Genomic DNA, 26,274 nt, shown 5'->3' with positions numbered 1-26,274 from the left:
CATACTAATGTCACGCCCTCTTTTTTTATTCTTTATACGCCGTCAGTGCTTTAGTACAGGTTCTGCCGAAAGAGAGACACAGCAATAAAAAAAGACCTTCTTTCGTCATTTCTATAAAATGACGAAAACAAATGGACACTCTATCAGATGTTTCATTGAATTATTTTTTAATACTATGCAAAAAGAAGAATCTATAAAAAATTAGAAAGGAGTACGAATTGATACTATGACTACAATCGGAATAATGAGCGAGACATATGAGACAAACAGCAAATACATAGAAAAACTGGAAGAGCAGAATTTTCAAATCATTTACCTGAATGAGAGCAATTATAAAAAATACATGAATTCTTTGGGGATCGTTCTTATGGAAGAAAAGGGGTACGATACGATCGGCAAAGTCTGCGAATGGATCGTGACCTTTCGTGATTTTTCTACAGCTATGATTTATGTCATGTCGAATCAGGAGTCGGATATTGGAAAAATGATTTATATGCAATTAGGTATCAATGCATATGTTGACAAAAACTGCTCTGTAGAAGAATTTTCGTTAATGATTAAAAATGCACTTCAAAGACGAGACTGCTGTATAAAAAGCTTACAAAACAATCATGAAAAGCAAGCTAAAATGATTGAACTTTACCCACAAAATTTTAGCATATCTATAGAAAATGGAGAAGAAATAACCCTTACCAGACTGGAATTTGCAGCAGTGAATTTGCTGAAATCGAAATCTGGAACGACGTTGACTTATGATGAGATTTATAGACAGATTTGGGGAGAAGAAGATGGAAATAAAAAATACAAGGTAACGAACTTGTTTTTCCATCTGAGAAAAAAAATTGAGAGGGATGTTAAAAATCCTCAGTACATTAAAACAGTGCGTTCAAAGGGGTACCGCCTTGATGAGTGGGCACTGGCTAAATAATGGTTTCACTTTCTATTTCCTTTAATAGATGAGCTGAACTATTTCAGTTCATTTTAGTTTAGGGGAAATAGGAGTTGAAATAAACGTGTCATAAGCGACATACCAATTTTGTGGAAAGGAGGAAACTAATGCATAGCAAAAAACTAAAGGTTTTGTTACTCGTTGCAGGCTTACTTGGTCTGGGAGGGATTGTCGGGAGTATAAATGGAGCAACATCCATCTCTGCAAAAGAGCAGTCAAAAACAGCTCTTGAGGTCACACTTCCTGAAAATAACAAATATGAAGTAAATAGTATCTTTGAAATAACTATTTATGATTTAGATACACACTCATTATCTGTAGAAACGTATAAAAAAGTGCAGAACGAAGCGGAGATAACTGAAAACAGTGTTTCCTATCTATTGGTTCATATTCCCAAAGGACTGCATCTGGTTGGAGAAGAGATTGGGATAAGAAATAAACGCGGGGTGTTTTCTGTCAGCAATACAATGTCAGAAAATATCTATCGTATCCAGTGGAACGGTAAAGCATCAAAAGAAGAGAAGCTGGTTTTGCCGATTATGGCAGAAAAAGCCGGAGAGTATAAGATTACTGCTTCAAAAAATGTGAACAACTTTTCGGTTACTGAGTTGACGCAAAACATCACTGTTCTACAAGGTACGGTATCTGCTGCAGTAGAGGCAAATGCTGAAATTCAGCTAATGGCTGCGCCAATTGGTGAACCAATCAATAACATTGATGATTGGAATGCTGCTATGACCAATACGACAGATATTGAGTACTATTTGGCTGCTGATCTTACGTTGACAACAACAGCTACTGTATCGACAAACAAGAATCTTGATTTGAATGGTCACACGCTGACGTTTTCTGGAAATGCAGGAAAGCTTCTATTGAAAGGTTATGAGGACTTTACAGATTTTACTATCTATAACTCAATAATCGGTCAAGGCGGAATTGCTTCAACCGGGCATACAACGGGCAACTATAGAGGTCCGATCTATGACGGTCGTGCAGATAATAGGATAGCATCAAATGTCGGACCAAGTAACCAGAATGCTGAATTGACAGTGACATTTAAAGATATAGACGTTAATTCAGCCGATGAATTTGCCTATCTATATTATGCAAAACAAGTGATGCTTAAAGGGAATGTAACAATCCGCACTGAAGGAAAAGGGATCGTTGCAACAAACATTACCGTTTACGGTAATGAGACAAATCCTGATGATCCTGAAAATGCCTATGTTATTTCGACAACCGGAACTGCAAATAGCAATCCGACATACTATGGTGATTTGTATGGCCCATTAAACTTCGTTTTGGGAACAAATTATGGAGCAACTGGTGGCTGGAATAATCGACCGACCGAGTTAAAGTTCTGGGTACAGAGAAATGCTGCTGTATATGGGCAAAATAATGGAACATCAGGACAAGCTTATCAGAATGTCATTGCCAATTATCAGGTGGTTCAAAATGACGGAACATTGCGTGCGATCGCTCAAAATAATGGATCTGCATTGAGAACAATAACCAGTAATGGAAGTGATGCTCAGTCACCTCATGCTCAGATTATTATCAATTCAGGTTCAGTGACTGAAATATCAACACTGGGAACAGGGGCAACTAACGGTGCTATTTATAGTTACAAGATGAATTTAATTGTAGATACCCCGGAAATCTTCGATATTCGCTATTTCGGAAGAAATCAGTTCTTCTATGCCTATAATTCAGGTTCTAGAAGTAGTATCAGCGTGAAGAATATGAATCATGCAGTTTGGTCAACAACACAAGCAGGTATAGGAAACCCGATTGAGATTTGGCCGAATGTCGCAACCTTTGATATTACGGGACTTTATACAAATGTTAGAGGAACCATTACTTCATCAGAACCAGCTATGGCTGAAATCTTTAATTTCAATAATTACAGTCGCTGGTCAAATGATATCCTGCTGCCAAGCATTAATCTGGAAGAGGAACAAGCGACGTTAGTTGATGATATATATGAAATTCCCAATAATCAAGTTGGATTATCGGGATCAACTGATTACGTTGTGCCTGACGGATCAAATGTTGCTAAGTCGGCGGATGCTGCAACTCTGACAATGACATTGGGAGCTAAGACCTTTACAACTACAACTGATGTGGATGGAAACTGGAGTTTTGATGATGCTGATTTCGCCCAGTTTGCTGGAGGAACAACGGGAACAATTAAGCTAGTTGATAAGGATCAGAGAACGCATGAAATTTCCATTAAAATACTTGATAAACAAGCACCAAAAGTAACAACAAAACTGATTTCTGTACAACAGAATCAGGCGGCTGCAATTCCTACAGATCCGAAACAGGCACTTTCTTCTTATACAGATGAAACTACACCAACTGCTAATTTGACAGTTGGTTGGGTGACAACACAAGAAGAAAGGGATGCTTTGGTTGAAACTGTAGGGCTGAAAATTGCTAAAGTCAATGTGAAAGATGCAGCTGGAAACGAAACAATTGCTGAAGTACAAATTTATGTCAGTGATGACGAAACTGTGACAACCAGTGACGGTTCTGTACGGGGAATTGATAGTTCTATAAGTCTGACTTCCTGGAAAAATGCTTCTGATGAAGAAAAACGTGCGATTATCATAACAGCTGGAAAAGCAAAAGGATATACAATATCTGGAACAATCATGACTGATGTGACAGAAGATCCCGACTTATTCTTAATTGATTACAGTAGTGTCGGTGAAGATACAGCACAATCTTATCCAGTCATACTATCTGTAGGAACGGCGAAAAAGACAATTTACGTTACCTTTGAAGATGACGGTACACTGTTTATTTATTCAGCGCCGTCAACAATTGGCTTTGGTGTACAAAATGCTGGAGTATTCGGTGTTCGGGTAGAACAGCCTGAATATGATAAAGAGCTGGTTATTTGGGATAGTCGTACAATGATGACTGAGTGGACATTAAAAGCCAGACTGGAAACGTCTCTGACGAGCAGTGGAGGCAGCGGCAGCAATGTTCTTCCGGATGCCATCCGCTATCGTACGGGTGACGGGAAAGATTCAGAGATTGTTCTGAATAATTCTGACCAGCCAATTGTGGTAGATACGCACTCAGAAAATGGTCAGTATAATGTCAGTGACAGGTGGGCGAATGGGGAAAGAGGATTTAAGCTGGATATTCCTGCCGGAAAAGTCCGTGAACTTGGAAAATACAGTGCAACGATTGTCTGGACCGTAGGAGAAACACCATAAAGCAATGGAGGAAAAATAAATGAAACAGATTAGAAATATTTCATCGTTCTGTGTTTCTGCTTTATTTGTAGTACTCTTTCTTTTCTATTTACCAATTAGTGGAAACGCAGTTGAAAATGGTGGGGCGGTACAAACAAAAGGCGTTATTTCTTTTTATGATGAAGTAACAAGTCCCAGCAGTTCAACTGTTCCATCTGGGTCAGAACCAATAAGCAGCTCAGAGCCAGCTAGTTCTGAATCCGGTACGGTCAAGCCAACGGGAAAATATCCGTCTACAGGTGAAATGGTGAAAGTAAGTTTGGGAATCAGTGGAGCTGTAATGGTTTTAATTGCTCTTATCCTTTTCTACTTCAAACGAAAAAAAGATCAGGAATCAAATGGAGGAAAGGGTGCGTAACAGAGTGAAAAGAAGCAAAAGCTTTCTTTCTGGTAATGTTGCCTGCAACCTCAATTTTGTTCCTGAATGCTGAATCAGTTCAGGCGGAAAGTATTGTAACTGGTGAAGAGCATATTCAGTTTGAAGGGAAATATGAGCAGCAGATAAAAGATCCTGAAAATTCCGGGAATTCAGCTGATCCTGATGACAGCCCTCAATAAGCGGGAATTTGGGTATCAATTTTGTACCGCAATTTAATTTTGGGTCAAATGTACGTATGTCCGATAAGACAAGAAATGCGTTTTAAAAATGACTCAACTGAAAACAAAGAACTAGATGGAGCAGTGATCTCTTTGGGCAATTTCTGGGTGAATTCACCCAGAAATTTTCAAAAGCACCCGTTATTCAAAAAGATGTGATTTGGATTGAAAATATTAGACATATCTATGATCTGGCAGAGGAAAATCCCAATATAGGGGAAGGCAATGGTCCATTATCTTCAGAGCTTCCGTATAAAATGAAAAACGGACAAGATGAAGCACTTACTTCTCCCTTGCTTGGATAGTGCCGGTAATCCGGTAATAAATCCAGATTCTAACGGTAGGCCCATCTATCAAAATGAAGCACTTAGCTTAATAATACCGGCAGCTGCATAAAAAGATCCAGTAGCATATGAAACGATGATAACTTGGATAGTATCTGAGTTGCCATAAATAAAAACATGTAATATATAGGAGGAAATACACACATGAAAACTTCACACAAATTAGTAGGCGCTGCTTTATTGGCAGCAGTAGGAGCAGGGCTTGCGATCCCTTCAGCAACAAAAGCAGATTTTGACGGAACAGATGCATCTGGGAAAGGTACAGTTGAATTTACAACTGATACATCGACTAACCCAACAAACCTGCCTCCAGGTGAATCAACTGGTGACCCATTGACGGCACCTTCTCAAAACCCAAATCCAGGGACTTTGAAAGTTGTTTCTGTAACTGACATTGATTTTGATTCACATGCGATTGTTGCAAATGATTCAGAAAAGACTTACGATGCATTGCCATTTACTGACGGTAACCAGACAACTGCACACTTTGTACGGTTCCAGGATGTTCGATCTGATGTAGCCAGCAACTACTATACAGTCAAAGCAGCGTTGACTTCTCAATTCACTAATACGGCAATGAGTTCTACATTAGATGGAGCTACACTGACTTACAAAAATATTTCATTGGTAACAGGTACAAACGCTGCAACACTTCCAACAGATGCTGTACAAGAGGTAACTTCATTAGAGTTTGCAGATGACGGATCAAAAGCACAAGTATTTGTTGAAAGCAATGAAGATGGAAAAGGCTTTGGTGTATTTGAAATTATGTTCGATACAACTGCGAATGCACAAGCCGATACGTACGATGGTGTTACATTGACTGTACCTGGGGATAACGTATTGAAAGCAGGTCAGTACCAAGCTGAAATCACTTGGACAATTGCTGATGCAAACTAATTAAACCTATTGTTCGAAAAGATCACCGATTCTTCGGAATCGGTGTCTTATTTTCAGGATAAGAAAGGACCAGGACCCTAACATGAAAAAAAATATTTTTAGAATACTTACTTTTTTATACATAACAACTGTTGCATTTCTATTTTCTATACCTGTAGAAGCAGAGGAAGCGGGTGGAACTCAGGAAGAGCTGAAAGGCTTTTTTTATAAGGTGATTCTGCCAGAAAACCAACATAATCCAGAAGTCGGCTATTTTGATCTTAGAATGACTCCCGGACAGCAGCAAACAATCCAAATTCAATTAAATAATTCATCAGACAAGGAAATAACTATTGTAGTTGAATTGAATGGCGCGAAAACCAACAGTAATGGTGTAATCGAGTATGGACCCAATCAGATTGAGAAGGATGCATCTTTAAAATATGATTTCGCTGATATTGTAAAAGGTCCGGAAGAAGTTGTTCTGCCTCCGAACAGTCAGGAAATATTGAATCTGGATATTGCTATGCCGGAAGCCTCTTTTGAAGGCTATATTTCTGGAGCTGTCGGATTGAGAGAAAAAGATACAGAAGGTCTGGATACTGAAACAGACGGAGGAATGATCAAAAATAAATTTGTCTATCAAACAGGGATTCTACTGAGTGAGGCAGATACAGAGGCTATAGAGCCGGAATTAAAACTGAATAAAGTCTATCCTGAATTGAATAATTTTCGAAATTCTGTGTATATTAATTTTTCCAACATTCAACCGGTTTATGTTAATGATATGACTGTAAATGTCCAGATTATGAAAAAGAATTCAGATGAAGTACTTTATGATATGGAAAAAATGAATATGCGAATGGCCCCTAACTCTTTAATTAATTTCCCTGTCTCAATGAATGGGGAAAGGATGGTTGGAGGAGATTATCTTGCAAAAATACTGGTTACTACTCAAGCCGGAGGACGTTGGCAGTGGGAACAGGAGTTTACTATTTCTAACGAAGAAGCGAAAAAATTTAACGAACAGGACTTGACACTGGTTCAGGAGGCAGGTATCAACTGGATGCTGATTCTGATTGTTGCGGGAATTCTGCTGGTTGTCATCATTCTTATTTTTTTGATTGTACGGAAAATAAATAAGAAACCTAAGAGAAATCAGAAACCTAGGAAAAAGCAGCCTCCAAAAAGAAATAGAGAAATGGAGAAACCAAGGTACAGGAACAGATAACTGCTGATTCTATAAATTGAACGATTCTGCCAAACGTATGAATATACTTCAGTGTTTTTTCTCCCCTCTGTTAATCTGCACGATCTCTTTATTTACATTTACTCTGTCGAAAGTTAGCAGGGGGGATGTCACTGGAGCTGGAAGAGGGGGATTGGGTCTTTGTCAGTAAAGTAAGTAAAATCAATCGCTTCCCACTGATATATTTTAAGGTACCGAATCATAAGGAAGCAATTTCTATAAGAGTGTAATTGGTCTTCCAGAAGAAAGAAACAGTTTCGTTCAGAGTGAACTGCTGGGGAATAGTAAATTAAAACCAGAATGATTTTTGACTGAATCATTGGTGGAAGCAAGAGATGGGAACTGTCATCTGACTGAAAACATTTCAATGAAAGGTATTCCGGGCAGCAGCTCAAATAGAATACCAGAAGAAAAATATTTTGTTTTAGGGAATAATTGATTTTTTGGGGCAGACAGCTGTTACTGCAGATTGGTAGATGCGAAAGATATTATTGGAGTGGGGAAGATGAAGCTATTTCTTCTTCATGAGATGAGAGGACTATAAATTAAGGAGTTTTTTATGGAGACATCACAAAGAAAAAAAGCCGGGGCTTCTGATCGATTTCATAGAAAACGGGTAAAAAAAGAGATATCTGTAAAAAATCAGCTGATTAGAAAAAAACGTAAAATGAGGACTCAAAAAGAAACTGCAAAGCAAAAAGAATATCGAATATGGAGACAGTGGTTAAGTAAGGGGTATGGCATACTTGAAAATATTCTTTTTATTTTGTTTGTATGTCTGTGTCTCTATTCTCTGATGAATTTTCGTTCTCATTTTGTCAGCGGACAATCTATGGAGCCGACGCTTCAAAATGGCGACAGGCTTCTGACACATAAAGGGAAAGCAATACACCGTTATGATATTGTCACTTTTGATCAGGAGACAGAAGACAGCTCTTATGTGAAACGAGTAATCGGTATGCCGGGAGATAAAGTCTGCTTGAATAAGGGCCGTTTATATCTGGTCGAAAACCTGTTTTCTGCTGTAGATCTGGAAGAATTAATACATAGCGGTCAATTGCCGGACAGCACAATTGTACTGCAGATAGATTCAGAAGCACTGTGCGAGCAACTGAAGGAAATAAAAGAAATTCCTCAGGATCATTATTTTGTTTTAGGGGATAATCGGAACCGTTCAACAGATAGCCGGACGCTTGGTTTTATAAAAGCAGAGCAGATTGAGGGAGTAGTGGATATTCGCTACTTTCCATTTAATAAGGTTGGCTTTATTCATTAATAAAAGAAATGAGGCTGAAGATGAAAAAAAATATACATACATTTTTTAAAAATGAAGGGTGCTTTTTTTCGTTAAGTATTGTGCTCCCAATTCTTGTTATGATCATTGTCTACGCGAAAATCGGTGTTTATCCCGGCAGTGAGCATCGAACCATTCTTGCCAGTGATTCATTTTCGCAATATGCCAATTTTTTTGCCAGCTTAAATAATACGTTAAGAGGCGAGCAAAGCATCTTTTACACGTGGAACAGCTCGTTGGGTCTGAATTACTGGTCTTTTATCTCCTATTATCTGGGAGGGATATTCAGTCCGCTGGTCATCTTTTTTAATAATTTACAGATGCCGGATTTTTTGTATTATCTAACTCTGTTAAAAATCGGCTGTATCGGCGGTGCTTTCTGGCTTTATGCTTATCGTACATTTAAGATTCCTCGCTGGGGACAACTGATAATGAGTTTTTCCTATGCACTGATGTCTTTTACTGTTGCATATTCGGAAATAGTTATGTGGCAGGATTCCCTGATGTATCTTCCGCTGATTATTTTAGGCATTAATCGACTGATGGATCGAAAACAACCGATTCTTTTATTTATCAGTTATTTTCTACTGTTTGTTTCTAATTTTTACATGGCCTTTATTGTAGGCGTTTTTTCTTTCCTCTATTATTGGGTACGTCTTTTTACAGAAAAAAAACAATATTTATCAAGTATTCCAATGTATTTGATTACCTCATTGCTGGCTGGCGGAGCTTCAATGATTATCATTTTGCCTACCATTGCAGATTTAAGCAATAATGGAGAATCATTTAGTGAAATCGCTCAATTAAAAACAAAATATACTGGATTATTTGATGTGGTTATTAAGAATATGGTAGGGGTTTATGACAGTACGAAACTAGTTTCCACTCCCTATATTTACGTCGGCTTGATTACATTGATGTTCAGTCTGTTCTTCTTTCTGACAAAAAAAATAAACTGGCAAAAGAAGCTGAGCTATGGTCTGCTTCTACTGTTTATTTTCACTAGTTTCTATCTTGAACCACTTAATTTGATGTGGCAGGGAATGCATACGCCGAATATGTTTAATTTCCGATTCAGCTTTGTTTTCTCTTTTTTATTGCTGACATTGGCAGGCTATGGCTGGGAAAAGTTTGAAAAGGAAGAGTTTGATCTGCTGGCAACTATTGTTGTCGGGCTGATTACTGCGTATATAATAACAAAGCTTGTAACAGATCGAGGGGACTACGATTATATCAATCCTTGGAGTCTCCTTTTTACTTTAGGATTATTGCTGATTTATTTATTCTTGTTCTTCTTTATGAAAAAGCAAAGCAAAGTAAAAAAGTGGTTAAGTATTTTATTTGTCCTTTTTGCTTGCAGTGAAGCCATGTTTAACAGCTATGTGCTGATCAGCGGTATTCTTTACGAATGGCATTACCCCAGCAGAAAATATTATGCGGAACCTTACGAAGATATTAAAACACTGGTAGATAAGACAAAAGAAGAAGCAGAAGGCTTTTATCGTATGGAAAACCTTAATCCTGTTTCTGCGAATGATGCCTTTAACTATGGATACAGTGGTGTGAATATGTTTTCTTCTATTAGAAACAGACATTCTTCTTATTTTCTGAATGCATTGGGCTACCGGTCAACTGGTACCAATTTGAACATAAGGTATGCAAATAACACGCTGATTATGGATGCACTGGTTGGCATTAAGTATAATTTAGCTCAAGAAGATAATTTGAAGTTTGGTTACTCAAAGATTGCGGAACAAGGTGAATTTAGTTTATATGAAAATAATTATGCATTGCCTTTGGGGATGTTGACGGATGCAGGGATTTACGAAAAAGGAGCTGTTGAAACCCAGGTATCCTTATTGAATCATTTGGCAGCTTTAGATGAAGTCTATTTTTCCTTTGATGAAATAAACTTGACAGATTCAGAAAATGTTACGATTGAAACAAACAAAATCAACAAAACGGATATAGTGACCTATACTCCGAACGATATTGAAGAGCCTGTAGTATTGGAATGGGAAGTGGACGTACCGGCGGGAAAACAGGGCTACGTAAGTATTTATCCAGTAGATTATAAGACGTTTGCCGCACCGGTTATTGAGTTTGATGTTGAGGGAACAGCTTATCAAAGTTCTGTAGTTGAAACCGGACAATACTATTCTCTGGGCTATTATGAAGAAGCAAAAACGGTTAAAGTAAAAATGACTATTACAAATTTGGAAAAAAATGAAGTCTATGTAAATGACAGCAAATTTACTATTGTTAAGCCAGAGGCGGCGTTTTTAGATGTAAATAAGTTTGTAAGTGCTGTTGAAAATATTCAGAAAAAAGCTGTCGATTTTGAAGTTTCCGGCAGGAAAGCAACAGCTGAAGTTGACTTATCGGAAAATCAGGTGATTTTTACTACTATTCCCTATGATAAAGGCTGGAAAGCATATATCGATGGTGAGGAGGCTGAAATTCCAATTTTCAAACAGGCATTGCTGACTTTACCGGTAGAGGCAGGAAAGCATACAATTGAATTTGTCTTCCTTCCGCAGGGATTTGTAGCAGGTACTGTGTTGTTTATTCTGTGTACGGGGAGCTTCATTTTTTATATCTGGCTGCTTCGAAAAAATTCTAATGATCCTTTTTACACTATGACAAAATAATGAAGCAGAAAAAAACAGGGTGTATCTGAAAATTATGGAGGAAACCGAATTTTTCAGATACGCCCTAATAGTTGGTAAACGGTTAAGGTTTGATAGTTACCAGTTAGAAAAAATGAGGTTGTGACAGAAGTGTTCTGTCTCAAGAACCAAGTAGGTAACATCGTCAACTTAAGAGAAACTCCGAAAAAAAGTTGGAGTTTCTCTTTTCTTTTCTCCCAAAATCTTTTACAGTAAAAGAAAAGGGGTGATTTGCATGGCTGTTCCCTATCACAAGCGATTTGATCTGACTGCCCGCTTACTCGGTTTTTCTCAGTTCCATTCCATTGTACTATTCCCTGATTCGCCGAACAGTTTTACCGGAATCGAAAATTCCCTTTAAAAGAGGTCATTTATTCATTTCTTTTCAAACGTGACCTTACCGCAACGATGGAAGTTTACCACTATTTAAAACGAAAGGGGGCCTCTGACATGACACTATCTAAACAAGCCTTTCTTTCACAACGAAAGAAAGTGAATCCCGAAGCAGTTCCATTCCAGATAAACCAGCCCATTCTTGTGGAGAATCTTCAGTAGCTAGAACCGTCTCCCTGGTAACAAAGCTGCTAAAATTGTTGTTAAACTCACCAACCCAATTGTCTTCCTAAAAAACTTGTTCATAATAACACCCTACCTTTCAAATTATTGAATTTACAATACTACATAACTGTTGTTTCGCAAACGTTTTCTTTTGTTTTTTTACTTAAGTCTGTAAAGTCCTTTTTTTAGTCTTGAATATACATGTTAAGTGCAACAGTTGATCATAAAAAAAGCCCCATAGCTAAAATCCAGTTAAAATAGGCTTGTCTAGAACACTTTCAGAATCAGTTTTAAGTATGTTGGGACTTCGAGTCCGTGTAAAGGGAAGTAGAATCGAACTGTTTTAGTGAAGGTCTTTCAATAAAAATAGAATATTCGTCTTTTGACTTAAATATGTTTCCAGGATTCTGAAAATTTTCAGTAAATTTCACAAATGTTGAGAGGTATCTAACGGTCGATTACTAAGGTGTTGTTTACTTGTTTTCAGAAAATAAAATGAAAAAATGCTGTTATTTTTATTATGATAAATTTTTTATTTTTCTGTATTTATCCGAACATTTTTGGTAAAATGACTTTGTTCAATTCAGTATTTTTGAAAATGTATGGGATTTTATAGGGAGCTAATCGAGGATGAAATTAACCATTAGGGAAGTAGCTGAACTGGCAGGTGTTTCAGTCACCACAGTTTCTCAGATACTTAATAATAAAGGCAGCCGATTTAGCAAAGAAACAAGAGAAAAAGTCCTGGAAATTGTTGAAAAGCATCAATACAAACCAGATTTTTTTGCATCGAACATCATTACACGCCATTCCAAAACAATCGGAATGATTGTACCTGATGTGACTGATTTTTTCTTTTCGAAAATTATTGAAGGAGTTGAAACCTATCTCAACTCACTTGGTTATATGATTCTTCTTTGCAACTCCAAGCACAGTGAGGAAGAGGAAACGAAATATGTAAGTGAACTGCTTCATCGGTCGGTAGATGGTATTATTTTGGCAACACCAAATATTTTACCGGAAGACCATGTTCTGCATCGTCACCTGCAGTCTTCATTTCCGGTGGTGCTTATAGATAGGGGAATCAACACACGGGATCAGGGGCAGCTTCTGATTGAGGAGTACGAAGGTGCCTGCCAGGCAATGGAATCATTAATAGCAAAAGGGCACCGTCATATTGGGATGCTGAAGGAAAGCCAGGGCTACTACAAGCTGACAGAACGAGTGACAGCATATAGAGACACCTTGGAAAAGCATGAGATTGCAATCACGGAGGCCTACATTCAAAGCGGGGAACTCACCTTGAAGGGCGGCTATCAGGCAGCTAAAGAAGTGTTAAAAAACAAAGAGGTTACAGCAATTTTTTGTGGTAACGATGAGATGGCTATCGGTGCGTATCAGGCTGTATTTGAAAAGGGACTGCGAATTCCGGAAGATATTTCGATCATTGGATTTGACGGACTGGAAATATCCAAATATCTGACACCGACTTTGACAACTGTCTATCAGCCCGCATTTGATATTGGTTATTTTGCTGCGAAATTTTTGGTTGATGCCATCCATGATGAAGGGGAAAAGATGCCCAATAAGATATTTGAAGCCACCTTTATTGAAAGAAACAGTACAAAAGAAATTGACAATGCGTAGAAAAAAGGTAAAGTTCGTTTTAGAAGCGCTTTCTTTTTCTGCTGATTGGATTTAGTAAACTGGTTTACCAAACATCCATCAGCAGAGTTTTTTAGTGCATAATACAACATTGGGGATTCGGAGGAAATAATCATGAGAATGGTCGATTTGATCGAAAAGAAGCGTGATGGAGGAAAGCTGAATAAAGAAGAAATTCAGTTTATTATTGACGGATATACAAAAGGAGATATTCCCGATTATCAGATCAGTGCATTTTTGATGACGGTTTTTTATCAGGACATGACAGATGAAGAAATAACAGAGATGACTCTGGCAATGGCGCATTCAGGTGAAACCATTGATCTGTCCGGCATAAAGGGAATTAAAGTGGATAAGCATTCAACAGGCGGTGTGGGAGATACCACCACACTGATTTTAGCTCCTTTAGTAGCAAGTGTCGGTGTCAGTGTAGCTAAAATGTCCGGCAGAGGACTGGGCTATACCGGCGGAACGATCGATAAGCTGGAAGCTATACCGGGGTTTCAGGTGGAATTACCGGATGAACGTTTTATTCAGCTGGTGAATGAAAGTCATGTAGCAGTAATTGGTCAATCAGGAGAATTGGCTCCGGCGGATAAAAAGCTCTATGCTTTACGTGATGTGACTGCCACAGTCAGCTCCATTCCATTGATTGCCAGCTCCATTATGAGCAAGAAAATTGCTGCGGGGGCAGATGCTATTGTGCTGGATGTCACGACTGGTGAGGGCGCATTCATGAAAAATCTGGATGAAGCGCGTCGTCTTGCTGAAACAATGGTTCGCATTGGCAAACTGGCCAACAGAAATACGATGGCAGTGATTTCAGATATGTCTCAGCCATTAGGCGAAGCGATTGGAAACAGTCTGGAAATTGTTGAAGCGATTGAAACACTGCAAGGGAACGGTCCGGAAGATTTAGTGGAAATGTGCTACGCGTTAGGCAGTCAAATGGTCGTACTTGCTGAAAAAGCAGCGACATTGGAAGAAGCACGCGGGCTTTTGGAAGAAGCCTTGAAATCTGGTGCTGCGTTGGCCAAATTCAAAGAAATGATTCGCAATCAGGGCGGCGACGAGACAATCGTTGATAATCCTGAATGCTTGCTTACAGCAAAATACCAGATTGATTTACCTGCAAAAAAAACAGGCGTTGTCCAGCGAATTGTTGCAAATGAGATCGGGATTGCGGCCATGCTTTTGGGTGCAGGAAGGGCAACAAAGGAAGATGCGATTGATTATGCAGTAGGAATTAAGCTGCATAAGAAAGTTGGTATGCCGGTTTCTGAAGGAGAATCCTTACTGACGATTTATTCAAATAAAGAAGAAATCGGGAATATCAAAGAAATGCTTTATAAAAATATTGAAATCGGGGATTCAGGCGAGGAACCTGTTCTGATTCATGATATAATTACTCTGTAAAATATTAAAGAAAAGGGAAGTGTCAAATGTGGGAATAAATCGAATGATCGATCACACAATCTTGAAAGCAAATGCCTCAGAAGAAGATGTGTTGAGAATAATTGAAGAAGCAAAAAAATATGAGTTTTTCTCTGTCTGTGTGAATCCTTTCTGGGCAGCTTTGGCGAATGAAAAGCTGGCAGGGACAAACGTTTCTACTTGTACAGTGATCGGATTTCCTTTAGGAGCTAATACTTCGGAAGTGAAAGCATATGAAACAAGAGATGCGATTGCCAATGGTGCAGATGAAGTGGATATGGTGATAAATGTTGGTGCACTGAAATCGAAGCATTATAAAAAAGTGTTGAAGGATATTCAGGCAGTTGTTCAGGCGGCAGCCGATAAAGCACTGGTAAAAGTAATTATCGAAACAGCACTGCTTACAGATGAAGAAAAAGTAAAGGCCTGTGAGCTGGCAAAAGAAGCAGGTGCAGATTTTGTTAAAACATCTACAGGATTTTCAACAGGCGGAGCAACAGTAGAAGATGTGAAGCTGATGCGGGAAACTGTGGGACCCGACATGGGAGTGAAAGCTTCAGGCGGTATCCACAATAAAGAAGAAGCTCAGGCAATGATTGATGCAGGTGCAACAAGAATCGGGACGAGTGCCGGCGTATCTATTATGGAAGGTGCTACAGGTACTGGTTACTGATAATACTGACTGATTTTAAAACAAATGAAATGAACAGGAAAGTGGGAAACTCATGACTGTGAAACCAGAATGGCTTGCTGTTGCAGAAGATGCATTGGATAAGGCTTATGTTCCTTATTCACATTTTCCGGTCGGCGCCTGTCTTGTAACTGAAGACGACGAGATCTATCAAGGTGTTAATATTGAGAACGCATCTTATGGCTTGACGAATTGTGCAGAACGGACAGCTATATTTAAAGCTGTTTCAGAAGGAAAGCGCAAATTTAAACATTTGGTTGTGGCAGGACATACGCCAAGACCTATTTCTCCCTGCGGTGCTTGTCGTCAAGTTATTGCAGAGTTTTGTGATCCTGATATGCCGGTAACTCTGGTCGGTGATAAGGGTGTATCAAAAGAAACAACGGTAGCTGAACTGCTGCCATATGCATTTACAGAAGACGACATGTAGAATTTCTAGCGTTATTACATCAGTTTCATTCAGTCATCCTGGCTGTTGGAAATATAAAACTATTTTATTTAGGGGGCTTTACAGAAATGAAAAAAGCAAAATTATTTGGTCTAGGTGTAGTTGCGGCTGCTTTAACAGTTGCGTTAGCGGCATGCGGCGGAAACGGCGGAACTACGGATTCAACAGACGGCGGCTCAGCAGGCGGTTCGACAGATGCTGAACACAGTGTAGTCATTGTAACAGATATCGGCGGCGTGGATGACAGATCCTTTAACCAATCTGCGTGGGAAGGATTGCAGGAATGGGGTAAAGAAAATGGCTTGTCAAAAGGCGCAGGTGGTTATGATTACATCCAGTCAAATGATGCTTCTGAGTATGTAACAAATATTGATACAGCTGTATCCAATGGTTTCAATACAATATTTGGTATTGGTTATCTGCTTGCTGATTCTATCAGTGCTGCTGCAGATCAAAATCCTGATACTCAATTCGGTATTATTGACAGTGTAATTGAAGGAAAAGACAATGTTGTTTCTGCAACATTTAAAGATCACGAAGCCTCTTATCTAGCAGGTGTTGCTGCAGCGAATACAACATTAACAGATAAAGTTGGATTTATCGGCGGTGAAGAAGGGGTTGTAATTGATCGCTTTGAAGCTGGTTTCCGTCAGGGCGTTGCAGATGCGGCAGAGGAATTAGGCAAAGACATCACAGTAGATGTTAAATATGCTGCTTCATTTGGCGACCCTGCAAAAGGTAAATCACTTGCAGCTGCAATGTACCAAAGTGGTGTCGACATCATCTTCCACGCTTCAGGCGGTACAGGTGCCGGAGTCTTCCAGGAAGCAAAAGATTTAAACGAAACGGGCGACCAGGACAAAGTATGGGTTATCGGTGTTGATAGTGATCAGGAAGCTGAAGGGAAATTCACAACTAAAGATGGAAAAGAAGACAACTTTACATTGACTTCTACTCTTAAAGGAGTGGGTACGGCAGTGAAAGATATTTCTAATCTTGCTTTAGAAGACAAATTCCCTGGCGGCGAACATAAAGTATATGGTTTGAAAGACGGCGGAGTTGATTTGACAGAGGGCTTCTTAAGTGAAGATGCTCTAAAAGCTGTTGATACTGCGAAAGAAAAAATCATTGCTGAAGAAGTCACTGTTCCGGAAGTTCCAGAAGATGTAAAAGACTAAACAACTAGTTGAACTGGGAGGCTGAGATATTAATTACAAACAGCAGTATCTCAGTCTCTGCTTTTGAAACAAAGAAGAAGCGGGAGAACTTCCTGTTTTGGACAGAAAGAATCTTTCGCTTTGACTTTGTTCAATAAATGTTCCGGTTTCTAAGAAAGCAGGATAGATAAACTAGTTTACCTGGGAAGCTTCGAGAGCTTCTTTACTGGTACTATAAGGCATAAACTAACCTGTTTTCTTAAAAGTCACACAACAGATTTTGTCTCTCGGCTTTTAAGCATGATTCCCCGGGCTTTGCGTTACATGACTGTTATGAATTGGCAGTTAATTTGAAATTTAGTATATTACTGCTTGGTACAAGTGAAAAAAATATTAGGATGTGAAAAACGTGGCTGAAAACTATGTCATTGAGATGCGCAACATTACAAAACAATTCGGCACATTCAAAGCGAATGACAACATCAATCTGCAGGTGAAACCCGGAGAAATCCACGCATTACTGGGAGAAAACGGAGCAGGTAAATCGACACTGATGAATGTTTTATCAGGACTTTTGGAACCGACATCAGGTGAAATCTACATAGACGGGAAAAAAGTAGATATTAATGGTCCTACAGCAGCAAACCGGTTGGGAATAGGAATGGTCCATCAGCATTTTATGCTGGTTGACGCCTTTACAGTTACCGAGAATATCATACTTGGTAATGAACCGGCTAAAGGCGGCGTTCTTGATCGTAAAAAAGCGGTTGAAGAGATCAAAAAAGTATCGGAAAGATATGGTCTGGATGTGAATCCCAATGCCTACATCAGAGATGTTTCTGTTGGTATGCAGCAAAGAGTGGAAATTCTGAAAACTCTTTACCGCGGAGCGAATATTTTAATTTTTGATGAACCGACAGCTGTACTGACACCTCAGGAAATTGATGAGCTGATTGATATTATGCACGGATTGGTAAAAGAAGGTAAATCAATCATTTTGATTACGCATAAACTGGATGAAATCAAAAAGGTAGCCGATCGCTGTACCGTTATTCGCAGAGGGAAAAGTATTGATACTGTAGATATTAAAGATGTTTCCTCTCAACAGCTGGCTGACATGATGGTAGGTCGTTCTGTGTCATTTAAGACAGAAAAAGAACCGGCAAAGCCTTCGGAAACAGTACTTTCAATTAATAATCTGGTAGTAAAAGAAAGTCGCGGACTTGAAGCTGTGAAGGGATTGAGTCTGGATGTTCGTGCCGGTGAAGTGGTCGGGATTGCTGGAATTGACGGAAACGGACAGTCTGAATTGATTCAGGCTCTGACAGGACTGAGAAAGATTGAAAGCGGCACGATTGAATTAAATGGAAAATCCATTGTAAATCAAAAGCCTCGCCAGATCACAGAAGCGGGTGTTGGGCATGTGCCTGAAGACCGTCATAAATATGGATTGGTTCTGGAAATGACACTGGCAGAGAATATTGCACTGCAGACGTACTATCAAAAACCTTTAAGTAAAAATGGCGTGTTGAATTACAATAAGATTGATGAGTATGCGCGTAAGCTGATTGAAGAATATGACGTACGGACAACGAACGAACTGGTTCCGGCAAAAGCTTTATCTGGTGGAAATCAGCAAAAAGCAATTATTGCCAGAGAAGTGGATCGCAATCCGGATCTGCTGATTGTTTCACAGCCGACACGGGGTCTGGATGTCGGAGCAATTGAGTACATTCATAAACGTTTGATTGAACAACGCAACCAGAATAAGGCTGTTTTAGTTGTCAGCTTTGAGCTGGATGAAATTCTTAATGTTTCAGACCGTATTGCTGTTATTCATGCCGGCAAGATTGTGGGAATTGTTGATCCGAAAGAGACTTCGGAAAATGAACTGGGACTTTTGATGGCAGGCTATTCACTGGAAGAAGCCCGTCGAGAGCTAAACACTGTGGAAGCAGGTGATTCTGTTGAATGATAAATCAGAAAAATTAAGAAATATTATGGTTCCTATCCTCTCAGTTGTTATGGGGTTTGTACTTGGAGCAATTATTATGTTGATTTTCGGCTATTCTCCTGTTAAAGGATATGCTGCAATGTTTACAACTGTTTTTGGACAGGGACCTAAAAATATCGGGGAAATCTTTGTAACAGCCGGTCCGCTTATCTTTACGGCGTTAGGATTTTCTGTTGCCAATTCAGCCGGTTTCTTTAATATCGGACTTTCCGGACAGGCACTTTGCGGCTGGGTTGCAAGTATTTGGGTGGCTTTGTCTATGCCGGATACATCAAGAATCATCGTATTGCCGCTGGCTATTTTAGCCGGAGCACTGGCGGGAGCTGCAGCTGCAGCTATCCCTGGGATTCTCCGGGCCTATTTTGGAACGAGTGAGGTCATCGTAACAATTATGATGAACTATGTCCTGCTTTACGCAAGTACGCATATTGTGAACAATGTGATGTCATCGGACGTGATGAGTAATAAAGGTGTAACGAAGATGGTTGGAGCGAATGCAACTCTTAGAAATTCGTTTTTGACTGAAATGAGTAATGGCTCACGGTTGAATTTAGGGATTCTTCTGGCTCTGATTTTCCTTGTCCTTGTTTGGTTCTTAATGAAGAAAACAACGGCTGGCTTTGAAATCCGTTCAGTTGGGTTGAATCCATTTGCTTCTGAATATGCTGGGATGAGCAGTAAACGGACGATTATTCTTTCCATGATTATTTCCGGGACACTAGCTGGTCTTGGTGGTGTGGTTCAGGGGCTGGGGACATTCCAAAACTTCTTTGTCCAAGGCTCTTCTCTGAGTATTGGATTTGATGGGATGGCGGTGTCTCTGCTGGGAGCCGGCAGTTCGATAGGAATTCTGTTGTCTGCCTTGCTGTTTAGTATTCTGAAGCTCGGCGGACAGGGAATGCCGCTTAGAGCCGGAGTACCTACTGAATTAGTAGATGTAGTTATTGCGTCAATTATATTCTTTGTGGGAATCAATTATCTGATTCGTTTCTTTATGGCGAAAACAACCGGAGGGAAAAAAGAACTGGCTGTTGTTCAGGAGATAGAAACAACAGGGAATAATGAGAGTCAAGAAGGAGGGGAAATCTAATGGATGCAGCGTTAATGTCAACAATTCAAACGATTATCAATCAGACATTATTTTATTCCACTCCGTTGATTTTAACTGCATTGGGCGGAACTTTCTCAGAACGAAGCGGGATTGTAAATGTGGGTTTGGAAGGTATTATGGTTATGGGGGCATTTAGTTCAGTGGTGTTCAACTTAACTTTTGCTGAAACATTTGGAAGCCTTACGCCTTGGCTGGCCTGTCTGGTCGGCGGAGCTGTGGGTCTGCTGTTCTCGCTGCTTCATGCTGTGGCGACTGTCAATTTGCGTGCGGATCACATTATTAGCGGAACGGTTATTAATTTGATGGCACCTGCACTGGCGATTTTCCTTGTTAAAGTTATTTATGGAAAAGGTCAGACAGACACAATTGCTAAATCATTTGGTTATTTTGCATTTCCAATTTTAAAAGATATTCCGATTATCGGAGATCTATTCTTTAAACGAACATTCCTGCCTGCCTACTTTGCGGTCGGCATTGCAGTGATTGCCTGGTTTGTTATCTTTAAAACACGCTTCGGTCTGCGACTGCGTTCTGTTGGTGAAAATCCTCAGGCAGCAGATACACTGGGAATTAATGTATATATGATGCGCTATTCCGGTGTAATGCTTTCCGGCTTTTTAGGCGGTATGGGCGGAGCAATTTTTGCACAGTCTATCGCCGGACGTTTCGCGGCAACAACGATTGCCGGTCAGGGCTTCATCGCCATGGCTGCCATGATTTTCGGTAAATGGAATCCGCTTGGTGCGATGGGAGCAGCTTTATTCTTTGGCTTTGCTCAGAATCTGAGTATCGCCGGAGCCAGCATTCCTTTGATTTCCAAAATATCGGATGTTTATTTGCAGTCAGCGCCATACGTACTGACAGTGATTGTACTGGTACTTTTCTTAGGAAAAGCATCAGGACCGAAAGCGAACGGACAGAATTATATTAAATCAAAATAACAGAGACGATTGTACAACAGGGCGGGACTATGGGAACATTTCTTTAGTCTTGCCTTTTTTTGTAGAAATGAGTACTGTAAAAGAAAGATCGGAAGCAGGAAAAACAGCAGCTTCTTAACAGAGTATCAGTTTAATTGCTTCTGCCGCTGAGGTCTGGACAAAAGCGATCAGCTCCGAGAATTAAGAAGGACTATCCGAAAATTGTCAAGGAACACGATTCATAAAATGAAGAGCTGTGAATGGATACACTACTCTACGCTGTGCTTCGATCACATCAACTTCTAGATATAAAACATACTAGAGTTGGCAGGCTTCACTAGGATTGCTTCAGCAGAGTAGATGAAGTCCTGTTACCTGCTCGGTGAAGGACCTGAAGCTCTTCATATTTTCAGGATCGTTCGGTTTAATTCTAAAGGAGTTGCTCTTGCGGTTACTCGTCGCAAAAAGAATTTTTGCTTTTATACCGCTGTTTATTCGGGGTTAGATACGAAGAGAGTTTGGAACTTTGTTCTGTCCCACTCTCCTTGTTAAATGAGCGAAACCAAGAGTCAGTTATTTTTTTATTGGGACAAAGGGCATGGCGAAAGCAGGCGATATATTTCGTCATCCTTTTATATATCTAAACAAAACTGGAAGAAAGAAGGATGGTTATGTTTAAACGTGTACATTTAGTAGTAATGGATTCTGTAGGCATCGGAGAAGCACCTGATGCGGATAAATTTGGCGATGTCGGCAGCAACACCCTAGGTCATATTGCAAAAGAAGCTGGGCTGACAATTCCTAATCTGGAGAAGCTGGGCTTGGGGACTATTGCCCCGCTTCATAATGTAGCTGCTGAGAAAAATCATCTTGGCTATGCAACAAAACTGGAAGAAGTCTCTGTCGGCAAAGACACGATGACCGGTCACTGGGAAATTATGGGACTGAACATACAAAAGCCGTTTCGTGTTTTTCCGGAAGGCTTTCCGGAGGAATTACTGAAGCAGATTGAAGAATTTTCCGGCAGAAAAATTGTCTGTAACAAACCTTACAGCGGGACTGCTGTTATTGATGATTACGGTGAGCATCAAATGAAAACAGGTGATTTGATCGTTTATACATCTGCTGACCCTGTTCTCCAGATTGCAGCCCATGAAGAAATTATTCCGCTGGATGAACTGTATCGAATTTGTCAGTATGTTCGGGATATTACGAAAGATGAACCGTATATGATTGGTCGTATTATCGCTCGTCCTTATCTCGGAAGGCCCGGTAACTTTACACGTACAAGCAATCGCCATGATTATGCACTGGATCCATTTGGGCATACAGTGCTGGATTCGCTGAAGGAAGCTGGCAAAGATGTGATTGCAGTTGGGAAAATTAATGATATTTTTAACGGACAGGGGATCACAGAAGCTGTTCGTACGAAGAGCAACATAGATGGTGTGGATCAGCTGTTGAACGTTATGAAAAAGGAGTTTACCGGGTTAAGCTTTACGAATCTTGTCGATTTTGATGCACTGTTTGGTCATCGCAGAGATGTTGTGGGCTATGCACATGCTATTGAAGAGTTCGATCTGCGCATTCCAGAGATTATCGATACTATGCAGGAGGATGATTTACTGATGATTACAGCGGATCATGGAAACGACCCGACATTCCCGGGAACAGATCATACAAGAGAGTATGTACCGTTATTGGTCTACAGTAAAAATATGCAGGGACAGGGAAGTTTGGCTCAAGGACACTATGCAGATATTTCAGCAACTATTGCAGAAAATTTTGATGTTGCACCAACAGAAAACGGCATAAGCTTTTTAAAGGACCTAAAATAGGAGGGAAACTATGACAAAGTTGAACGAGCAATTACAGGAAACAACAGCATTTTTAAAAGAAAAAGGAATTGAGCAAGTTGATTTCGGACTGATTCTTGGTTCCGGCTTGGGAGAACTGGCTGAGGAAATTGAAGAAGCGATTGCAATCCCTTTTTCAGAAGTCCCTCATTTTTCTGTTTCAACAGTAGTCGGTCATGCTGGAAAGCTGGTCTATGGCACACTTTCGGGTAAAAAAGTCTTGGCAATGCAGGGGCGGTTCCACTACTACGAAGGACATTCAATGCAGACTGTCACCTATCCTGTTCGAATGATGGCAGCACTGGGTATCCATTCAATGGTTGTGACGAATGCGGCTGGCGGAGTCAACACAAGCTTTGAACCGGGCAACTTAATGCTGATTACGGATCACATTAACTTCACCGGGGATAATCCGTTAATTGGAGAAAATGAAGAGGAAATGGGACCTCGCTTCCCGGATATGAGTCAGGCGTATACAAAAGAGTATCAGGAAAAAGCGGAGAAAGTTGCTGTTGATCAAGGCTTGGCGCTTAAGAAAGGTGTTTACATGGGTTTCTCTGGACCTACGTATGAAACACCGGCTGAAATTTGCATGGCTCGGACAATTGGAGCAGATGCGGTTGGAATGTCAACAGTTGCTGAAGTGATTGTCGCAGTACACAGTGGTATGAAAGTTTTAGGTATTTCTTGTATTACAAATCTGGCGGCAGGAATGCAAAGTAGTCTGAACCATGCAGAAGTAGTTGAAACAACGGAAAGAGTAAAAGAGCAATTTAAGCAGCTGATTAAAGCAACATTGGAAGAACTGTAAAAAATCTTGGATCACCTGTACTTTATCAAAAGCAGTACAGAGGTGATAGGATTGAAAGAAAGTTAATATGAGGAGGAAACAAATGAGCATCCATATTGAAGCAAAACAGGGAGAAATTGCTGATAAAATTTTACTGCCGGGAGATCCTTTAAGAGCAAAGTATATTGCTGAAACATTTTTGGACAATCCGGTTTGTTACAATCAGGTTCGGGGAATGCTGGGCTATACAGGAACTTATAAGGGAGAGCGTATTTCTGTTCAGGGAACTGGCATGGGGATGCCTTCTGCAACAATCTATGCCCATGAACTGATCAACTCTTATGATGTGAAGAAACTGATTCGTGTTGGAACCTGCGGGGCTCTTTCAACAGATGTTCACGTTCGTGACCTGATTATTGCGCAGGGAGCAGCTACAAGTTCATCCATGATTGCCAAACATTTTCAGCAGTTTCACTTTCCGCCAATCGGCGACTTCGATTTACTGTTGAAAGCCTATAATTTCGCAACTGAAAAAGGCTATAGAACACATGTCGGCAACGTACTTTCTGAGGATTCTTTCTATAAGGATGATACAGCAGAAACAATGAAGCTGGCTGAACTTGGGGTTCTGGGAGTTGAGATGGAAGCAGCTGCACTGTATTATCTGGGTGCGAAATACAAGGTACAGACACTGGCGATCTGTACGGTCAGCGACCATATCATTACTGGTGAAGAAACAACTGCAGAAGAACGTCAGACAACCTTCAATGAGATGATGGAAGTAGGTCTGGAAACGGCGATTGCAGAATAGATTTTTCGAAGTATACAATAAAAGAGCTGAAACAGAATTGCCCGTTTTCTGAGCATTTGTTTCAGCTTTTTCTTTATTCGCCTAATAGTGATGTTTTTACGTCTTCAATGATTTTGGTGTTGGCAATTGGTCCATTATACAACCAGCTGGAATCGCCGCCAAAAGAGAATACTTTATCATTTTTCACTGCATCTAGATTTTTCCAGACACTTTCCTCAAAAAAAGGATCAGATTCGTCACTGTTTATAAGGAAAATATTATCTGCATCCAGTTCTGCCATTTTTTCCAGAGAAACAGCACTCCAGTCTGCTGTTGCATCCTTGGATATTTCTGTTACCAGCTCAGGAACTTTCAAACCAAGATCGCCATAAAGAACAGTACCGCTTGATTTTGTCTCAGCAACCATGAATACCTGATTGTTTGTTACCCATAAAACCGCAGCTGACTGATTATTTGCATTGGCTTGAGTCAATTCTTCTTTTGTATCTGCAGCCAGTGTGTCGTACGTCTCTAAAACTTCTTCCGCCTGCTTTTCTTTATTCAGCACATTGGCAACATCTGTTAACTGGTCCCGCCATGTAACACCCTCACCGTTTTTCACAACATAGGTAGGAGCTGCTTTGTTGTATTCGTCATACTTTCCGCCTTCAACCAGTGGTGAAGAGCTGACCAAGATCAGATCTGGTTCGTATTTTAATATTTCTTCATAAGGCAAATCATAGGAAATTGTCGGAATGCCGTCTAATTCCTCCTGCAGGTAATCCTGAATACTGGCGTTGTTCACTGTCCATTGGGCTACAGGCGTCTCGTCTAAAGCGATAAGATAGTCTTCCAGATAGCTGGCGATAATTCTTTTTGGATTGGCTGGAATCGTTACTTCATTTCCCAAGGTATCCGTCAGAACCCGTTCTTTCGCAGTACTCTCGATTGTCGAGTTGCTTGTTCCGGCATTCTGTGTACCGCATGCGGCTAATAAACCTCCGCTTATCAGTAACGTTAAGCCAAATAGAGCAGATTTATTCAATAAGTTCATTTATTACTCTCCTTAAACATTGTTAATGATGATAACGATTCTCATTATCATTTATATTAAGAAGTTTGTCAATCATTATATTGAAACTTGTCTGAAAATTCTAGTGGCGAATACTTTCGTGGCAGTCATTGTCATAAAGCCTCGCTTATGCACCATACTGTCAACGCTTTTCCAAGTAAACGCGTTTGTATGGAGAATCGAACAAGGTTCTTCAATTCTTAATGGCTCTGACATTTAGAAATTGATGAGATCGAAACGAAGTCCTTCAATTCTTAATGGCTCTGCCGTTTAGAAATTGATGAGATCGAAACGAAGTGTAGTGTAGTAAGCCTCGTAGATACAAGGGTTTTCTACTGATGCAGGAATAGCTAGTAGAATGGCATGCGAACCGACAATCTGATGAATTAGCAATAATTCATTCCAGTATTAAAAGCTTGCTTCTACGAATGCTCGTCGCATGTCTTTTGATCATATAAGACGGGCTATATGCGGAGTCCTTGAATGGAGGCTAGCTTATCTAGGGGCACTAGCAGGGT

At 40.0% G+C, this 26,274-nt stretch carries 20 protein-coding genes; 19 read left to right on the top strand and 1 reads right to left on the bottom strand.

The annotated features are described in order from the left end of the window. Positions 1 to 226 precede the first annotated feature (226 nt). The 19 genes from IW492_RS13790 to deoD all read left to right on the top strand — a co-directional run bounded on the left by IW492_RS13790 (position 227) and on the right by deoD (position 24,705). Positions 227 to 928, top strand: coding sequence for a winged helix-turn-helix domain-containing protein (locus tag IW492_RS13790; protein WP_202068241.1), 702 nt, complete (start codon positions 227 to 229; stop codon positions 926 to 928). A gap of 128 nt (positions 929 to 1,056) precedes the next feature. After that, a complete protein-coding gene (locus tag IW492_RS13785) occupies positions 1,057 to 4,179 on the top strand; it encodes a hypothetical protein (protein WP_202068240.1) in 3,123 nt (1,040 codons plus the stop codon). A 19-nt stretch (positions 4,180 to 4,198) separates the two neighbouring features. Further along, the gene (locus tag IW492_RS13780) at positions 4,199 to 4,576 is read left to right on the top strand and encodes an LPXTG cell wall anchor domain-containing protein (protein ID WP_202068239.1); all 378 of its coding nucleotides are present in this window, start codon (positions 4,199 to 4,201) and stop codon (positions 4,574 to 4,576) included. Positions 4,577 to 4,611: 35 nt separating this feature from the next. After that, positions 4,612 to 4,776, top strand: a complete 165-nt coding sequence (locus IW492_RS13775; RefSeq protein WP_202068237.1) for a hypothetical protein — start codon at positions 4,612 to 4,614, stop codon at positions 4,774 to 4,776. A 527-nt stretch (positions 4,777 to 5,303) separates the two neighbouring features. Next, complete coding sequence (locus IW492_RS13770; RefSeq protein ID WP_202068235.1) at positions 5,304 to 6,059, top strand: WxL domain-containing protein; 756 nt, start codon at positions 5,304 to 5,306, stop codon at positions 6,057 to 6,059. A gap of 82 nt (positions 6,060 to 6,141) precedes the next feature. Continuing rightward, the gene (locus IW492_RS13765; RefSeq protein ID WP_202068233.1) at positions 6,142 to 7,269 is read left to right on the top strand and encodes a DUF916 and DUF3324 domain-containing protein; all 1,128 of its coding nucleotides are present in this window, start codon (positions 6,142 to 6,144) and stop codon (positions 7,267 to 7,269) included. A gap of 577 nt (positions 7,270 to 7,846) precedes the next feature. After that, positions 7,847 to 8,563: a signal peptidase I gene (gene lepB, locus IW492_RS13755; RefSeq protein ID WP_202068229.1), complete on the top strand. Its 717-nt coding sequence runs from the start codon at positions 7,847 to 7,849 to the stop codon at positions 8,561 to 8,563. A gap of 20 nt (positions 8,564 to 8,583) precedes the next feature. Beyond that, positions 8,584 to 11,232 carry a YfhO family protein gene (locus IW492_RS13750; protein ID WP_202068227.1) on the top strand — a complete coding sequence of 883 codons (2,649 nt, stop codon included), beginning with the start codon at positions 8,584 to 8,586 and terminating at the stop codon, positions 11,230 to 11,232. 1,206 nt (positions 11,233 to 12,438) lie between these two features. Next, positions 12,439 to 13,455: a LacI family DNA-binding transcriptional regulator gene (locus IW492_RS13745; RefSeq protein ID WP_202068226.1), complete on the top strand. Its 1,017-nt coding sequence runs from the start codon at positions 12,439 to 12,441 to the stop codon at positions 13,453 to 13,455. 132 nt (positions 13,456 to 13,587) lie between these two features. Further along, positions 13,588 to 14,889: a pyrimidine-nucleoside phosphorylase gene (locus IW492_RS13740; protein WP_202068225.1), complete on the top strand. Its 1,302-nt coding sequence runs from the start codon at positions 13,588 to 13,590 to the stop codon at positions 14,887 to 14,889. 28 nt (positions 14,890 to 14,917) lie between these two features. Next, the gene (gene deoC / locus IW492_RS13735; RefSeq protein ID WP_202068224.1) at positions 14,918 to 15,580 is read left to right on the top strand and encodes a deoxyribose-phosphate aldolase; all 663 of its coding nucleotides are present in this window, start codon (positions 14,918 to 14,920) and stop codon (positions 15,578 to 15,580) included. 52 nt (positions 15,581 to 15,632) lie between these two features. Then, positions 15,633 to 16,028 (top strand): cytidine deaminase, encoded by a 396-nt coding sequence (locus IW492_RS13730; protein WP_202068223.1) that lies wholly within the window; start codon positions 15,633 to 15,635, stop codon positions 16,026 to 16,028. An 86-nt stretch (positions 16,029 to 16,114) separates the two neighbouring features. After that, complete coding sequence (locus IW492_RS13725) at positions 16,115 to 17,224, top strand: BMP family lipoprotein (protein ID WP_202068222.1); 1,110 nt, start codon at positions 16,115 to 16,117, stop codon at positions 17,222 to 17,224. A gap of 412 nt (positions 17,225 to 17,636) precedes the next feature. Then, positions 17,637 to 19,178, top strand: a complete 1,542-nt coding sequence (locus IW492_RS13720; RefSeq protein WP_202068290.1) for an ABC transporter ATP-binding protein — start codon at positions 17,637 to 17,639, stop codon at positions 19,176 to 19,178. After that, a complete protein-coding gene (locus IW492_RS13715) occupies positions 19,171 to 20,307 on the top strand; it encodes an ABC transporter permease (protein WP_236671922.1) in 1,137 nt (378 codons plus the stop codon). The genes IW492_RS13720 and IW492_RS13715 overlap by 8 nt, the downstream gene beginning before the upstream one ends. Continuing rightward, the gene (locus IW492_RS13710) at positions 20,307 to 21,269 is read left to right on the top strand and encodes an ABC transporter permease (RefSeq protein ID WP_202068219.1); all 963 of its coding nucleotides are present in this window, start codon (positions 20,307 to 20,309) and stop codon (positions 21,267 to 21,269) included. Before IW492_RS13715 ends, IW492_RS13710 begins: the two co-directional genes overlap by 1 nt. A gap of 650 nt (positions 21,270 to 21,919) precedes the next feature. Beyond that, positions 21,920 to 23,086, top strand: coding sequence for a phosphopentomutase (gene deoB, locus IW492_RS13705; protein ID WP_202068217.1), 1,167 nt, complete (start codon positions 21,920 to 21,922; stop codon positions 23,084 to 23,086). Between the two features lie 10 nt (positions 23,087 to 23,096). Next, a complete protein-coding gene (locus IW492_RS13700; protein WP_202068215.1) occupies positions 23,097 to 23,915 on the top strand; it encodes a purine-nucleoside phosphorylase in 819 nt (272 codons plus the stop codon). 82 nt (positions 23,916 to 23,997) lie between these two features. After that, positions 23,998 to 24,705, top strand: a complete 708-nt coding sequence (gene deoD, locus IW492_RS13695; protein ID WP_202068213.1) for a purine-nucleoside phosphorylase — start codon at positions 23,998 to 24,000, stop codon at positions 24,703 to 24,705. A 73-nt stretch (positions 24,706 to 24,778) separates the two neighbouring features. Here the strand turns inward: deoD and IW492_RS13690 are convergent, their stop codons facing one another. After that, a complete protein-coding gene (locus IW492_RS13690; RefSeq protein WP_202068211.1) occupies positions 24,779 to 25,738 on the bottom strand; it encodes an iron-hydroxamate ABC transporter substrate-binding protein in 960 nt (319 codons plus the stop codon). Positions 25,739 to 26,274: the final 536 nt, after the last annotated feature.

The sequence above is a fragment of the Enterococcus sp. BWB1-3 genome (genome assembly GCF_016745275.1).
Classification (GTDB): Bacteria; Bacillota; Bacilli; order Lactobacillales; family Enterococcaceae; genus Enterococcus_L.
This window is presented reverse-complemented; position numbering and strand designations above follow the sequence as displayed.